This window comes from Allobosea sp. NPDC055353 (assembly GCF_053644975.1).
This window is the reverse complement of record NZ_JBSHMC010000002.1, coordinates 157,616-170,445: the sequence shown is the minus strand read 5'-3', so window position 1 is coordinate 170,445 and position 12,830 is coordinate 157,616. Positions and strand designations below refer to the sequence as shown.

Genomic DNA, 12,830 nt, shown 5'->3' with positions numbered 1-12,830 from the left:
TCCGGGGCACGCCGCAGGCGTGAACCCGGAACCCACGACTAGGTGAGACATTGGATGTGGCGTTCCGGGCGCAGTACCCAGTCGTGGGTTCCGGGTTCTTCGCTGCGCGAAGCCCCGGAATGACAAAGGTGGTTCTGATCAAAGGCGATCGGCCGTTCTCCACGCTGTTCAGCGCTGCCAGTGCAGCCCGAGCGTGCCGTAATAGGCGGAAGGTCGGTCGCTGGTCTTCTGCAGGCCGCCTGAGAGGCGCCATTCCAGCCCGAGGAAGCGCAGCCCGGTGAGATGCAGGCCCAGCCGGAGCTTGCGATAATCGCGTTCGCGATAGGCTTCGAATTCCGGGCCGAGATAGAATCCGGCCGGGACCTGCCAGCCCGGCGCGAGACGCGCCCAGAGGCGCCCGTTCAGGGATGATGCGTAGGCGTTGGCCTGCACGACCATTCCGGGCGCGGGAACGATCCAGAGATCAGCCTGCAGCCGGGCACCGTAGCGGGTGCCGGTGAAGGACGGGCCAAAGGCTTCGATCCGCTGTTCGCTTTCGGTATCCGAGCCGGCATAGAGCGCGAGGAAGCTGTCGCCGACGCGCCATTCATAGCCAAGCAGGGCCTGCGTTTCGCTCTTGTAGGTCACGCCGTGCGGCCGGTGGCGGTGGGTCTGCTCCTGCGCGCCGCCGGCCTTGACGAAGAGACGGAAGCCGCTCTCAGAGAGGCCGCCGGCGATGGCGCGCTTCATTCCGACCGAGAGGAAGGTTTTGGTCGGCCCGGCTTCCATCGAACCGAAGATGACCATCGAGAGCGGCGCCCGCTCGGGCTCTTCTTCATCGACGCTGGCCGCAGAGGTCGGGGCGGCGGCGACGAACATCGCCAGCCCGGCCAGTCCGGCCCTGCCCACCCGGTACGCCACGCAAGCCCCCGCGCCCGCTGTCGCGCACGCTGCCATGCCCGGCAGCCTGCCTCAGGATTGCACCAGTTTGGCAGTAGGCTGGCAAGCCTTTGTTAACCAGGCGGGAGCAGGCTCGACCTATCCGGCAAAGCTTTCAGTCCGTAACGGAGGGAGGTGGCGATGGTTTCGACCGATTTCATCCGGCAACTCGAAGGCTATGGCCTGACCACGGCGACGATTCTTTATCGCATGCCGGATCATCTCAGCGTCCTGCAAACCTATGTCTGGCAGCAGTACGATCTGGCGCCGCGCTTTCCTGTCCTGCAGGACTTCCTGACCTTCTGGGAGCGGGAGCTTGAAGGACCGCTCCACTCCGTCACCGTTGCGCATTCGCGGTTGATCCGGCCGGCGGAGATCCGCAACGTGAACGGTGTGTTCACCCTGCATTAAGCGCTTCGCCGGCCTGCCGGCCCCGTGCCAGGGGCATTGAAAACCTGCGTCCGGCTCGCTTGTTGGTGGACGCCGGAGCGTGCTAGGCGGGCATTTCCGCTTCGGCACGGCCTGCTCCTTTGTCATCTCCTCTGCGTACATCCGGACTTCTGACGGCGCTGGCGGGTCTGCCCGGGGAGCGCATCGCCGTCGGCACGATCGTCGCCGCGTTGCAGGACCGGGCCTATGCCCTGCTCGTCGTGCTGCTCGGCCTGCCGAACTGCCTGCCGATGCCGCCGCCTATCCCGCTGGTCTGCGGCCTGGTGCTCGCTTTCGTCGCCGTGCAGATGCTGACCGGGCGGCGGATGCCGTGGCTACCGCAGGCGCTGCTCAAGCGCAGCATCGGCAAGCCTGAACTCAGCCGGGCGGTGGCGCGGGCGCTGCCTGCCCTGACCTGGCTTGAACGTTTCTCGCGGCCGCGCCTGACGATGCTGGGAGGGGCTTATGCCATTCCGGTGCTGGGTCTCGTGATCCTGATTCTGGCGCTCGGCCTGATCGTGGCGGCGCCCTTCATCGGCCAGATTCCGCTCGGGCTTGCCGTCTGCCTCGTCGGGCTCGGCCTCGTCGAGCGGGACGGGGTCTTGATCATCATCGGCGCCGTGGTCGGTGCCATCGGCCTGCTGCTCAGCGCGGGCTTCGCCTACGCGATCTTCAGCGGCATCCACGAGCTGTTCTTCTGAAGGTCCGCCGCGCGCCCGGCTCGTGGTTTCAGGCGGCGGCGAGGATTTCGGCGAAAGGATTGTCCAGGCCGAGCAGGCGGTCGATCTCGGTTGCTGGCACGGCCTTGGAGAACAGGAAACCCTGCAGTTCGTGGCAGCCGATCGCCTGCAGGAAGCGATGCTGCTCTGCGGTCTCGACACCCTCGGCACAGACGCGCAGGCCGAGCGCCCGCCCGAGATGAGCCATCGAATGGACGAGGATCGCCGATTCGCCGGTCGATTCCATGTATTCGAGGAAGGTGCGGTCGATCTTGATCTTGTCGAAGGCGAAGCGCCGCAGATAGATCAGGCTCGAATAGCCGGTGCCGAAATCGTCGAGCGCGAGGCCGACGCCATGCGCGCGGATGTCCATCATCGCGGCTTCGGCGGCGTCGGCATCCTCGATCAGCACGCCTTCGGTCAGTTCCAGCTCGAGCTGGGCCGGGTCGAAATCCGTCTCCGCGATGGTGCGGATGACGTTGGCGACGAAGTCCTTGTGGCGGAACTGGATCGGCGAGACGTTGACCGCAAGGCGGATGCCCTTCCAGCGCCTGGCCTCGGTGCAGGCGCGGCGCAGCACCCATTCGCTCAGCGGCACGATCAGGCCGCGTTCCTCGGCGATCGCGATGAAGTCCGAGGGCGGGATCATGCCATGGGCCGGGTGCTGCCAGCGCACCAGGGCCTCGACACCGACGATGGTCGATCCGTCGACGGAGACCTGCGGCTGGTAGTGCAGCGTGAGCTGGTCGTTGTCGATGGCATGGCGCAGGTCGTCCTCGACCATGCGCTTCAATTGCATCGAGCGGTTCATCTGCGCTTCGAAGAAGGCATAGCGGTTGCGGCCGCTGTTCTTGGCTTCGTAGAGCGCGGTATCGGCGAGCTTGAGCAGGGCTTCGCGGCTGGTGCCGTCGCGCGGGGCCATGGCGATGCCGATCGAGGAGCCGATGGTGACTTCGGCGCCGGTGATGGTGAACGGCTCGCTGAGGGTGGCGAGGATGCGCTCGCCGAGCGCGGCGCAGCCGGCCGGCGTCGCGGAATGGGTCTGGATGATGCCGAATTCGTCGCCGCCGAGGCGCGCGACGGTGTCGCCGACCTGGACCGCGCCAGACAGGCGAACCGCGACCTGGCGGATGAGTTCGTCGCCGGCAGTATGGCCATAGGTGTCGTTGACGGCCTTGAAGCGGTCGAGATCGATCAGCAGCATCGCGAGGCTCGGGCCGTCATCGTGCTGGATATGAGCCAGGGTCTGATCGAGCGTCAGGTCGAAGCTGCGGCGGTTCGGCAGCAGGGATAGCTCATCCTGGCCGGCGAGGCGCTGGATCTGCCGCTCGCGCAGCTCGATCTGCTCGGCCGAGGCACGCAGGCGCTGGACGACGAAGATGAAGATCGCGGAAAACAGCAGGGCAACTGCAATCAGCGCCCAGAGGAAGCGGCGCAGCATGACGTCGCCCGGGCGAGCCGGCGACCAGGTCAGCCAGGCGCCGATCTTGCCGTCGGCGGTGCGCAGGCTCAGATTCGACAGCGGGTCGGCAGGCGGCACGGTCACGAGCTGGACATCGGTGACGCGATTGCGCTCGGCCAGGTCCGCAAGCAGGGCGCTGGACAGGTGCCGGTAGGCGACGAAGGACAGCGGCATCGAGCCGCCTTCGGAGCTGAAGGAGGCGATGCGCGACAGGTCGATCACCGTCAGCATCAAGGTTTCGTTGCCGTCCGCGACGAGGGTGGAGCGGGCCGCGCCGAACTGGGGCGTGACCTCGTCTGCGATGACGGTGGCGACGAAGGAACTCTTCGCGCCTCGCTGCAACGCGTCGATATGATGCGGGCGCTCCTGATCCGCATGATCCATCGTGGTCGGGTTCTCGACCCAGGCCAGCACGGTTCCGCCGGTTCCGCCGATATAGGCGCCGTCGAAATCCATCAGCTGGTTGCCCAGACGCTTGAGCGCGGCCTTGAGCATGGCCGGTGAGCCGGGCTGCTGCAGGGCTTCGGGCAGGTCGCCGGCAGCGACGAGCCGCTCCAGCCTCAGTTCGTTCAGCTTGATCTGGGCGTTGACGGCGGCCTCGATGCGCTCGCCCTGACGCTGCGCCTCGAGGCGATTGGCTTCGCGGGTGATCGCGACGACGACGCCGATCCCTGCAGCCATCAGCAGCAGGAAGGCGCAGCCCAGCGTCACCACCGTGCTCGCGAACATGCGAGCGGAGGAGCCCGCATTCGTCATCTTCGCGGCAGTGAATGCGGGCATTACGCGTCCGGAAAAGGGTCTTGGTGCTGCGACTTAAGGCCTGAATTATTGACATCCCGTTGCCTGCCGCACGGCTTTCCGGGCGAGATCAAGCGCCCGGAGGGACATAGGGCGGGCGTGGTATCGCCATATGGGCGGCCCGGAGCGCCGCCGACCAGCGCTCGCGCAGGTCGTGGAAATACGGCTCTCCTGCCTCGATCCGACGGTTGAGCTCGAAATCATCGGCGTCGCGCCTGATGACGACGAGGTCGATCGGCAGTCCGACGCCCAAATTCGAGCGCATGGTCGAATCCATTGAGATCAGCCCGACCTTCAAGGCATCATAGAGATGGGTCTTGTAGGTGACGGCACGGTCGAGGATCGGCTTGCCGTATTTGTGCTCGCCGATCTGCAGGAACGGGGAGTCGATTCCGCATTCGATGAAGTTTCCGGCGCTGTAGATCATGAACAGGCGCATCGGCTGCCCCTTGATCTGGCCGCCGAACAGCATGCCGATCTCGAACTTGACGTTCGCCTCCTCCAGCGCGGGCCCGTCGATGTCGCGGACATGGCGGATGCAGCGGCCGACGAGCTGGGCGGCCCTGAACATCGAGCTCGCGTTCTGCAATGTGTCGAGCTCGCCGCTCTCGGGATTGAGCAGACCTTCGTGGAGGAAGCTCACCACCGATTGCGTGATCGAGAGATTGCCGGCCGTCATCAGGCCGAAATTGCGATCGCCCGGCCAGTTGAAGACATGGAGCTTGCGGAAGGTCGAGATGTCGTCGAGCCCGGCATTGGTACGGGTGTCGGCGATCATGACGAGGCCATCCTGCACGAGGATTCCGGCGCAATAGGTCACGGGTTCGATCCCTGCTTTCTGGCCCTGCGTTCCCGGCCTCCCCAGAAAGGAGGCGGCTACTGGTTGGCGAAGCGGCCTTCGGCCTCGCGGGCGCTGACGCGGACGTCGAGGCTCTCACCTTCGCCGCCCTGGCGCGACCCGCGAACCGGTGCGGCGTCCGCGTAGTCGAGCCCTATCGCAACACGCACATGCGTGTCGATCGGGCAGAGCGCATTGGCGCAGTCGAAACCGATCCAGCCATACTCGTCGAGATGGACCTCGGCCCAGGCATGGGCGCCGTTGCCATGGGGCAGGCTCTCGGACTGCGCGACATAGCCCGAGACATAGCGGGCGGGCAGGCCGAGATGCCGGGCGCAGGCCATGAAGACATGGGCGATGTCCTGCGCGATCGCTTCGCGCGCCGCAAAGGCGGAGGCCGCGCCGACCCCGCTGCGGCCGCTGGCCTCGACGCAATCCATGCGGTCGCCGACGGCATTCATCAAGGCATGCATCTGGGAAAGCGGCGTGCCGGCGCCCGCCGTGACCGCGTCGGCGAAGCTGCGCAGCGCCTCGTCCTGTCCGGTGAGGAGCGTGTCGCGGCAATAGACCTCGCAAGGCACGCGCTCCAGCCCGCCGCGGACGGCGCCGGCGAGATCGATCGTCTCGATCAGCCCGTCGATGCGGATCGCGAGCGAGGAGATCGGCCCGTCGGCGTAGAACGAGTGCACGATATTGCCATGGGCATCCTGCGAGGCGCGCAGCCGGCCGTCGACATTCGGCTCGATGCGCCAGGACATGACATGCTGGCCGTCATGGTCGCGCGGCGTCAGCCGCAGGATCTGCGTGATGTGGCGCGCCGGCTCGGCATATTCGTAGCCGATCGTATGGGAAATCCTGATCCGCATGATTCAGTCCGGGGCAGGGTTTATGGCAGTCGCGCCGAGAGCGCAGGCAAGCGGTTCATTGCAGATACTGCTCGAAGATGGTGTTGCCGAGGCGGTTGTTCTCGGTGATGAACTCCTCGATGAACTCGTGCAGGCCGTGCTCGAAGACGTCGTCTATCCTTGTGTTGCTGAGGCTGCCCAGCGTCTTGCGCGCCTGGCGTTGCGCCGGGCCCTGGCGGCCATAGGCATCGCCGAGCGCATCGAGGAAGCGCGAGATGTTCTCGTAGCAGGCTGCGAGCGAGCGCGGCATGCGGCGGTTCAGCACCAGGAGATCGGCGACGAGGATCGGCTTCACCGCCTCGCGATAGACCCAGTGATAGGCCGTCAGCGCCGAAACCTCGCGCAGCACGGTCGTCCACTGGAAATAGTCGAGCGAGCCGCCGACCTGCTCGTCGGCCGGAAGCAGGACGTGGTATTTCACGTCGAGGATGCGGGCGGTGTTGTCGGCGCGTTCGAGATAGACACCGAGGCGCGAGAACCAGTAGCCGTCGTCGCGCAGCATGGTCCGGTAGGCCGAGCCGTCGAAAACCAGCGAGACGTTCTTCACCCAGTCGAGAAAGCGGGCGAATTCCTCGCGGTCCATGCGCTTCTTCTCGAAGCGCTGCAGTTCCAGCCAGGCGCCGTTGAGTGCGTCCCACATTTCCGAGGTCAGCGCCGTGCGCACGCCGCGCGCATTCGAGCGGGCCTGGGCGAGGCAATTGCGGATCGAGGACGGGTTGTCCGGGCTGAAAGTCAGGAAATCGCAGACATTGCGTTCGTTTGCTTCGCCATAGGCCTTGGCGAAATCCTCCTCGCAGCCGGCGGTGAGGACCGCGCTCTGCCATTCCGTGCCTGCACCGCCATAGGTCGTCGGCAGGTTGGTCAGGCGCGTCGTGGCGTCGAGGATGCGGGCGAGATATTCGGCCCGTTCGACATAGCGGGAAACCCAGTAGAGGCTGTCTGCGGTACGCGAAAGCATGGTCAGCGTGTGCCTTTCCGCGGGATGGCAGGCTGTTTCGGGAGGAGGGCTGGGGAGGGCGCGGCGGGGATGCTCATGCGTCGAGCACCCAGGTGTCCTTGGTGCCGCCGCCCTGGCTGGAATTGACGACGAGCGAACCTTCCTTGAGCGCAACGCGGGTCAGGCCGCCGGGCACGCAGGAGATGCCGTTGGCGCCGGAGAGCACATAGGGGCGCAGGTCGACATGGCGTGGCGCGACGCCCGAGGCGACGAAGGTCGGGCAGGTCGAGAGCGCCAGCGTCGGCTGGGCAATGAAGCCTTCGGGCTGGGCCTTGAGCTTGCGCCGGAAGGTCTCGATCTGGGCCTTGTTGGCGTGCGGACCGACGAGCATGCCGTAGCCGCCCGAGCCGTTGACCTCCTTGACGACGAGCTTGTCGAGATTGTCGAGCACATAGGCATTGGCCTCGGGCTCGCGGCAGCGGAAGGTCGGGACGTTCTTCAGGATCGGCTCCTCGCCGGTGAAGAACTTCACGATCTCCGGCATGTAGCTGTAGACCGCCTTGTCGTCGGCGACGCCGGTGCCGACCGCGTTCGCCAGCGTGACATTGCCGGCCTTGTAGGCGCCGATGATGCCGGGCACGCCGAGCACGGAATCGCTGCGGAAGGCGAGCGGGTCGATGAAGTCGTCGTCGATGCGCCGGTAGATCACGTCGACGCGCTTCGGCCCCTGGGTCGTGCGCATGTAGACGACGTCGTCCTTGACCAGCAGGTCCGAGCCCTCGACCAGCTCGACGCCGAGCTTGTCGGCCAGGAAGGAGTGTTCGTAGAAGGCCGAATTATACTGGCCGGGGGTCAGCAGGCAGATCGTCGGGTCCGACGAGGCGCTGCGCGGCGCGACCGAGCGCAGCGTCGCGAGCAGCTGATCCGGGTAGTTGTCGACCGGGGCGACGCGATGCGTGGAGAAGAGCTCGGGGAAGAGCCGCAGCATCACCTCGCGGTTCTCCATCATGTAGGAGACGCCGGAGGGCGTGCGGGCATTGTCTTCAAGAACATAGAAGGTATCGGCGTCGACGCGGATTATATCGATGCCGGCGATGTGGCAGTAGATGCCGTGCGGCACCTTGAAATCGACCATTTCGAGCTGATAGCAGGCGTTGCGATAGACCAGATCGGGCGGGATGATGCCGGCCTTCAGGCATTCCTTGGGGCCGTAGACATCGGCCAGGAACATGTTGAGGGCGGTGACGCGCTGGCGCAGGCCGGCTTCCAGCTTGGTCCATTCCGGCTTGGTCAGCACGCGCGGGATGATGTCGAAGGGGATCAGGCGCTCGGTCGATTCCTCGTCGCCATAGACCGCGAAGGTGATGCCGATGCGGCGGAAGAACAGCTCCGCCTGGCTGCGCCTGAGCGCCAGCATCTCGGGCGGCGCTTCCTTCAGCCAGCGATCGAGAGCCTCGTAGGCCGGCCTCAGTTCGGCTCCCGAACCGGTCATTTCATCGAATGCGACCATGCAGCCCTCTTCCCCGTTGAAGCCAGCCTATGCGCATTCGCGGGCGTTCGGGAAGAGGGAGAATAGCCTCGCGATTCATCTGATCTGCCTTTTTCGTAGGCAGTATTGATTAGGTACAGTTTGGTTTAGATGACCTCGGCAAAGATGAGCCAGACCGCTGGATACGGCTGTTCCTTCATCATGGCCGGCGCAGCGGCTCTGCCCGCACTATTCTTGGACCGAAAGTGTGCGGCCGTCCAGCCAGAGGCGCAGTGCCAGCGCATTGTTCCGATTCTCGTCCTTCGCCGCATAGAGCAGGACGACCGGGCCCTTCTTCCGCTCGGCGGCGAGGGTCGCCAGTGCGGCCTGTGCCGAGGGACTGCCGAGCTCGGTCGCATAGGCGACGCAGAATTCGTCCCAGCGATCGGGATGGCCGTGGAATTCGTGGCGGAGCGCGTCGCTGGGCGCGAGGTCCTTGAGCCAGAGATCGATCCGGTCCTTCGAGACGCCGCGCGGCCAGAGCCGGTCGACGAGGATGCGCCTGCCGTCGCCGGGGGCAGGGGGATCGTAGACGCGCTTGATCGTGAGGTTCGTCATCAGATCAGCCCAAGACTGCGGAAGCTGGCATGGCCGTCACGGCCGACGATGATGTGGTCGTGGATCGCGACGCCCAGCGGCTTGGCGATGTCGACGAGCTCGCGCGTCATGCGCATGTCGGCGCCGGAAGGCGTCGGGTCGCCGGAGGGATGGTTGTGCACGAGGATGATCGCCGAGGCGGAGAGTTCGAGCGCGCGGCGCATCACCTCGCGCGGATAGACCGGCGTGTGGTCGACCGTGCCGGTCTGCTGGACCTCGTCGGCGATCAGCATGTTCTTCTTGTCGAGGAAGAGGATGCGGAACTGCTCGCGCTCGGCGAAGGCCATCGCCATCCGGCAATAGTCGAGAACCGAGGACCAGGAAGAGAGCACCGGCCGCTTGCCGACGGCACCCTTGGCCATGCGCTTCAGGGCGGCTTCGACGATCTTGAGGTCGAGCGCGACGCCTTCGCCGACGCCCTTCACTTCGGTCAGGCGCGAGGCCGGGGCGCCGAGGACTTCCGCGAAGGAACCGAAACGCTGGATCAATTCCTTGGCGAGCGGCTTGACGTCACGCTGCGGGATCGAGCGGAAAAGCAGCAGCTCCAGCAACTCGTAATCCGGCAGGGTTTCCGCGCCGGATTCCTCGAAACGCGTGCGCAGGCGTTCGCGATGGCCGCGATAATGCGGCGTGCCGGCGTCGGAAGAGGTAGCTGGCGAGGGCGCCTTTCGCGGTCCCTTACCTGCCCCCTTGCCGATGCCGACGCTCATCGAGACCCCTCCGGGTTTTGTTAGGAGCTCTTAGCGGCGAGCGGATTGTCGAGGCCGCCGGGCGAGAGCGTGAAGATCTCACAGCCCTGCTCGGTCACGCCGATCTGATGCTCGAACTGGGCCGAGAGCGACCGGTCGCGGGTCACGGCGGTCCAGCCGTCGGAGAGAACCTTCACGCCCGACTTGCCGAGATTGATCATCGGCTCGATGGTGAAGACCATGCCGGGCTTCAGCAGCACGCCCTCGCCGGGGCTGCCATAGTGCAGGATGTTCGGTGCGTCGTGGAAGAGCTGGCCGATGCCGTGGCCGCAGAAATCGCGCACCACCGAGCAGCGCTCGCTTTCCGCATAACGCTGGATGGCGAAGCCGATATCGCCGGTGGTGGCGCCGGCGCGCACGGCCTTGATGCCGCGCTGCAGGCTCTCATAGGTGATCTCGACCAGGCGCTCGGCCTTCCGCGAGATCTCGCCGACGCCGTACATGCGGCTCGAATCGCCGTGCCAGCCGTCGACGATCAGCGTGTAGTCGATATTGAGGATATCGCCCTCGCGCAGCGGCTTGTCGTCGGGAATGCCGTGGCAGACGACGTGGTTGATCGAGGTGCAGATCGACTTGGTGTAGCCGCGATAGAACAGCGTCGCCGGATAGGCGCCGTTATCCATGGCGAACTGGAAGGCGAGCTCGTCGAGGCGCTGCGTGGTGGCGCCGGGCTTGACGTGGGAGCCGAGCATGTCGAGCCCCGCGGCGGTCAGCCGGCCGGCCTTGTGCATGGCCGCGAAGGCTTCGGGGCCATGAATCTTGATGGCGGGCTCGCGCGAACGCGAGCGGCCGATGGTGTCTTCGAAGGTCATTGCGCGCGGAAAACTCCTTGCCCCATATCTATTGCGTTTAATGGCGCACGCAAGCCGGTCGAGCGCGAGAGGCGGGTGACTGGCGCGCGGGCGCGGCGAGGTGTATCAGGCGGGCGCATGGCCATCATCGAACAGAACCCGGCGGAAGAGCGGCCTTTCGGCACCTTCGCTCCGAAAGCCTATCTCGCCCGCATCATCGCCCGGACGCGGGCGGCCTCCGACAGCTTCCTCGGGCGCAAGGTGGCCTATGCGCTGCGGCGCCTCGGTCTGCGCTCGCTTGACGGCGCGCCTGTCGACATCGAGTCGCTGGGGGCGAAGATGCGCCTCTATCCGGACGGCAATGTCTGCGAGAAGCGGGTATTGTTCACCCCGCAATATTTCGATGCAACCGAGCGCGAGCTCTTGGCCTCGCGGCTGCGCGACGGCTTCACCTTCATCGATATCGGCGCGAATATCGGCGCCTACTCCCTCTTCGTCGCGGCGCGGGCCGGGCGGGGCGCGCGCATCCTGGCGGTCGAGCCGCAGCCCGAGATCTTCGCGCGGCTCGCCTTCAACATCGCGCAGAACCCGTTCGGGACGGTCAAGGCGGTGGCCTGCGCGCTGGCCGACAAGCCGGGCGAGCTGACGCTCTTCATCGACTCGACCAATCGCGGCGAGTCGAGCGTCCGCATCCTCAATTCGAGCGCCGGGACCTCGGTCAAGGTTCCGGCGATGACGCTGCTCTCGCTGGTCGAGGGCGAGGGCTACGAGCGCATCGACGCGGTCAAGCTCGATGTCGAGGGCGCCGAAGACCTGATTCTCGAACCTTTCCTGCGCGACGCGCCGCAAGCGCTCTGGCCGGGCTTCATCATCATCGAGGATTCGCGCCAGCGCTGGCAGACCGATCTTGCCGGCCTGCTCGCGCGCAGCGGCTACAGGCTCGTCGCCCAGACGCGGCTCAACCTGGTGTTCGAGCGCAAGCCGGCCTGAGCGGAGCGCGTCGAGGGCGTAAGCCGTCATTGCTTCGCTGCGCTTGGTTCCTCGCAATGACGGCAACGGCTCTGCAGCAGAGGAGCTTGAGCGCTTCACGCGGAAAGCCTAGCTCTTGGGTGCAAGCCAGGAGCGCCGCATGTCCGCGAACGAAGCCAGTTCCTCCGCCACCATCGTCACGGCCGCAATCCTGGTGATCGGCGACGAGATCCTGTCCGGGCGGACCAAGGACAAGAATATCGGCTACATCGCCGAGTATCTCACCAATATCGGCGTTGACCTGCGCGAGGTGCGCGTCGTGCCTGATGTCTCCGAGGAGATCGTCGCCGCGCTCAACGCGCTGCGTGGCCGCTATACCTATGTCTTCACTACCGGTGGGATCGGGCCGACGCATGACGACATCACCGCGGACGCTGTCGCAACCGCGTTCGGCGTGACGATCGACCACGACCCGCGCGCCGTCGCGATGCTGTCCGAGCGATTCTCGCCTGCGGAGCTCAACGAGGCCCGGATGCGGATGGCGCGCATTCCCGCCGGGGCCGAACTCGTCGCCAACGGGATATCGAAGGCGCCGGGCTTCCACATCGGTAACGTTTACGTGATGGCCGGCGTGCCTGCGATCATGCGGGCCATGCTCGATGTCATCGGCCCGACCCTGCAGACGGGGGCGAAAATGCTGTCCGATACGGTGCAGGCCGGGCTGCGCGAAGGCGATATCGGGGGGCCTCTCGCCGAGATCGCGAAAGCGCATCCGGAGGCTTCGATCGGCTCCTACCCGTTCTGGTCCGAAACAGGTCCCGATACCAATATCGTCGTCAGAGCGCGCGACCCGGAGAAACTACTCGCTGCGATGACTGCTGTGAAATCCATGGTTGCTGCCGAGAAGCAGAAACGGCTCTAAAGAAAGTTTATTCTACAATTTTTACGTTTTTTGTACAACTTGACGGAGCGTTTGTGTCTTCAATAACCTAAATCTAATCTTCGTGCGCTTTTCGACCGTATTTTATAAATATGACGTATCGTTTTCGCGAGAATTTTCTACTATAGGTTGAGTTAAATTCTAGAAATAAACCAATCATAAACTAGTTTTGGGCGAGATTTGGGAGGGCCGGAAAGCATTCGGCCTTCCCTGCCGCGCTCCAGGCGCCGTAGGTATCCGATTAAGGGCT

General features: G+C 65.2%; 13 protein-coding genes. 4 read left to right on the top strand and 9 right to left on the bottom strand.

The genetic code is table 11. The features are described 5' to 3' along the window. Positions 1-168: 168 nt before the first annotated feature. Positions 169-900, bottom strand: a complete 732-nt coding sequence (gene bcsS, locus ACWIEX_RS14080; protein ID WP_454033662.1) for a cellulose biosynthesis protein BcsS — start codon at positions 898-900, stop codon at positions 169-171. Between the two features lie 159 nt (positions 901-1,059). Here bcsS and ACWIEX_RS14075 point away from each other — a divergent pair, with 159 nt between their 5' ends. Both ACWIEX_RS14075 and ACWIEX_RS14070 read left to right on the top strand, forming a co-directional pair. Further along, positions 1,060-1,329, top strand: a complete 270-nt coding sequence (locus ACWIEX_RS14075; RefSeq protein ID WP_454033661.1) for an usg protein — start codon at positions 1,060-1,062, stop codon at positions 1,327-1,329. A 119-nt stretch (positions 1,330-1,448) separates the two neighbouring features. Further along, positions 1,449-2,048: an exopolysaccharide biosynthesis protein gene (locus ACWIEX_RS14070; RefSeq protein WP_454033660.1), complete on the top strand. Its 600-nt coding sequence runs from the start codon at positions 1,449-1,451 to the stop codon at positions 2,046-2,048. A 28-nt stretch (positions 2,049-2,076) separates the two neighbouring features. Here the strand turns inward: ACWIEX_RS14070 and ACWIEX_RS14065 are convergent, their stop codons facing one another. From ACWIEX_RS14065 to map, 8 genes are all read right to left on the bottom strand, one after another. Next, positions 2,077-4,308, bottom strand: coding sequence for a putative bifunctional diguanylate cyclase/phosphodiesterase (locus ACWIEX_RS14065; RefSeq protein ID WP_454033659.1), 2,232 nt, complete (start codon positions 4,306-4,308; stop codon positions 2,077-2,079). A gap of 88 nt (positions 4,309-4,396) precedes the next feature. After that, on the bottom strand, positions 4,397-5,146 hold the full coding sequence (locus ACWIEX_RS14060) for a proteasome-type protease (RefSeq protein WP_454033658.1): 750 nt from the start codon (positions 5,144-5,146) through the stop codon (positions 4,397-4,399). Positions 5,147-5,202: 56 nt separating this feature from the next. Then, entirely contained in the window at positions 5,203-6,030 is an 828-nt protein-coding gene (locus ACWIEX_RS14055; protein ID WP_454033657.1) for a transglutaminase family protein, read from the bottom strand. A 55-nt stretch (positions 6,031-6,085) separates the two neighbouring features. After that, a complete protein-coding gene (locus tag ACWIEX_RS14050; protein WP_454033656.1) occupies positions 6,086-7,027 on the bottom strand; it encodes an alpha-E domain-containing protein in 942 nt (313 codons plus the stop codon). A 73-nt stretch (positions 7,028-7,100) separates the two neighbouring features. After that, positions 7,101-8,516: a circularly permuted type 2 ATP-grasp protein gene (locus tag ACWIEX_RS14045; protein ID WP_454033655.1), complete on the bottom strand. Its 1,416-nt coding sequence runs from the start codon at positions 8,514-8,516 to the stop codon at positions 7,101-7,103. 207 nt (positions 8,517-8,723) lie between these two features. Then, positions 8,724-9,092, bottom strand: a complete 369-nt coding sequence (locus ACWIEX_RS14040) for a DUF488 domain-containing protein (RefSeq protein WP_454033654.1) — start codon at positions 9,090-9,092, stop codon at positions 8,724-8,726. Next, positions 9,092-9,841, bottom strand: coding sequence for a RadC family protein (gene radC / locus ACWIEX_RS14035; RefSeq protein WP_454033653.1), 750 nt, complete (start codon positions 9,839-9,841; stop codon positions 9,092-9,094). Before radC ends, ACWIEX_RS14040 begins: the two co-directional genes overlap by 1 nt. Positions 9,842-9,861: 20 nt before the next feature. Beyond that, the gene (gene map / locus ACWIEX_RS14030) at positions 9,862-10,692 is read right to left on the bottom strand and encodes a type I methionyl aminopeptidase (protein WP_454033652.1); all 831 of its coding nucleotides are present in this window, start codon (positions 10,690-10,692) and stop codon (positions 9,862-9,864) included. 117 nt (positions 10,693-10,809) lie between these two features. Here map and ACWIEX_RS14025 point away from each other — a divergent pair, with 117 nt between their 5' ends. Next, the gene (locus ACWIEX_RS14025; RefSeq protein ID WP_454033651.1) at positions 10,810-11,661 is read left to right on the top strand and encodes an FkbM family methyltransferase; all 852 of its coding nucleotides are present in this window, start codon (positions 10,810-10,812) and stop codon (positions 11,659-11,661) included. 139 nt (positions 11,662-11,800) lie between these two features. After that, positions 11,801-12,562, top strand: coding sequence for a competence/damage-inducible protein A (locus ACWIEX_RS14020; protein WP_454033650.1), 762 nt, complete (start codon positions 11,801-11,803; stop codon positions 12,560-12,562). Positions 12,563-12,830 lie beyond the last annotated feature (268 nt).

What these genes read in the sequence shown, in the direction of transcription:
- ACWIEX_RS14075 (WP_454033661.1), top strand. Translation starts at nt 1,060, where the DNA reads ATGGTTTCGACCGATTTCATCCGGCAACTCGAAGGCTATGGCCTGACC.
- ACWIEX_RS14065 (WP_454033659.1), bottom strand. Translation starts at nt 4,308, where the DNA reads ATGCCCGCATTCACTGCCGCGAAGATGACGAATGCGGGCTCCTCCGCT.
- ACWIEX_RS14055 (WP_454033657.1), bottom strand. Translation starts at nt 6,030, where the DNA reads ATGCGGATCAGGATTTCCCATACGATCGGCTACGAATATGCCGAGCCG.
- ACWIEX_RS14050 (WP_454033656.1), bottom strand. Translation starts at nt 7,027, where the DNA reads ATGCTTTCGCGTACCGCAGACAGCCTCTACTGGGTTTCCCGCTATGTC.
- ACWIEX_RS14045 (WP_454033655.1), bottom strand. Translation starts at nt 8,516, where the DNA reads ATGGTCGCATTCGATGAAATGACCGGTTCGGGAGCCGAACTGAGGCCG.
- ACWIEX_RS14040 (WP_454033654.1), bottom strand. Translation starts at nt 9,092, where the DNA reads ATGACGAACCTCACGATCAAGCGCGTCTACGATCCCCCTGCCCCCGGC.
- radC (WP_454033653.1), bottom strand. Translation starts at nt 9,841, where the DNA reads ATGAGCGTCGGCATCGGCAAGGGGGCAGGTAAGGGACCGCGAAAGGCG.
- map (WP_454033652.1), bottom strand. Translation starts at nt 10,692, where the DNA reads ATGACCTTCGAAGACACCATCGGCCGCTCGCGTTCGCGCGAGCCCGCC.
- ACWIEX_RS14025 (WP_454033651.1), top strand. Translation starts at nt 10,810, where the DNA reads ATGGCCATCATCGAACAGAACCCGGCGGAAGAGCGGCCTTTCGGCACC.
- ACWIEX_RS14020 (WP_454033650.1), top strand. Translation starts at nt 11,801, where the DNA reads ATGTCCGCGAACGAAGCCAGTTCCTCCGCCACCATCGTCACGGCCGCA.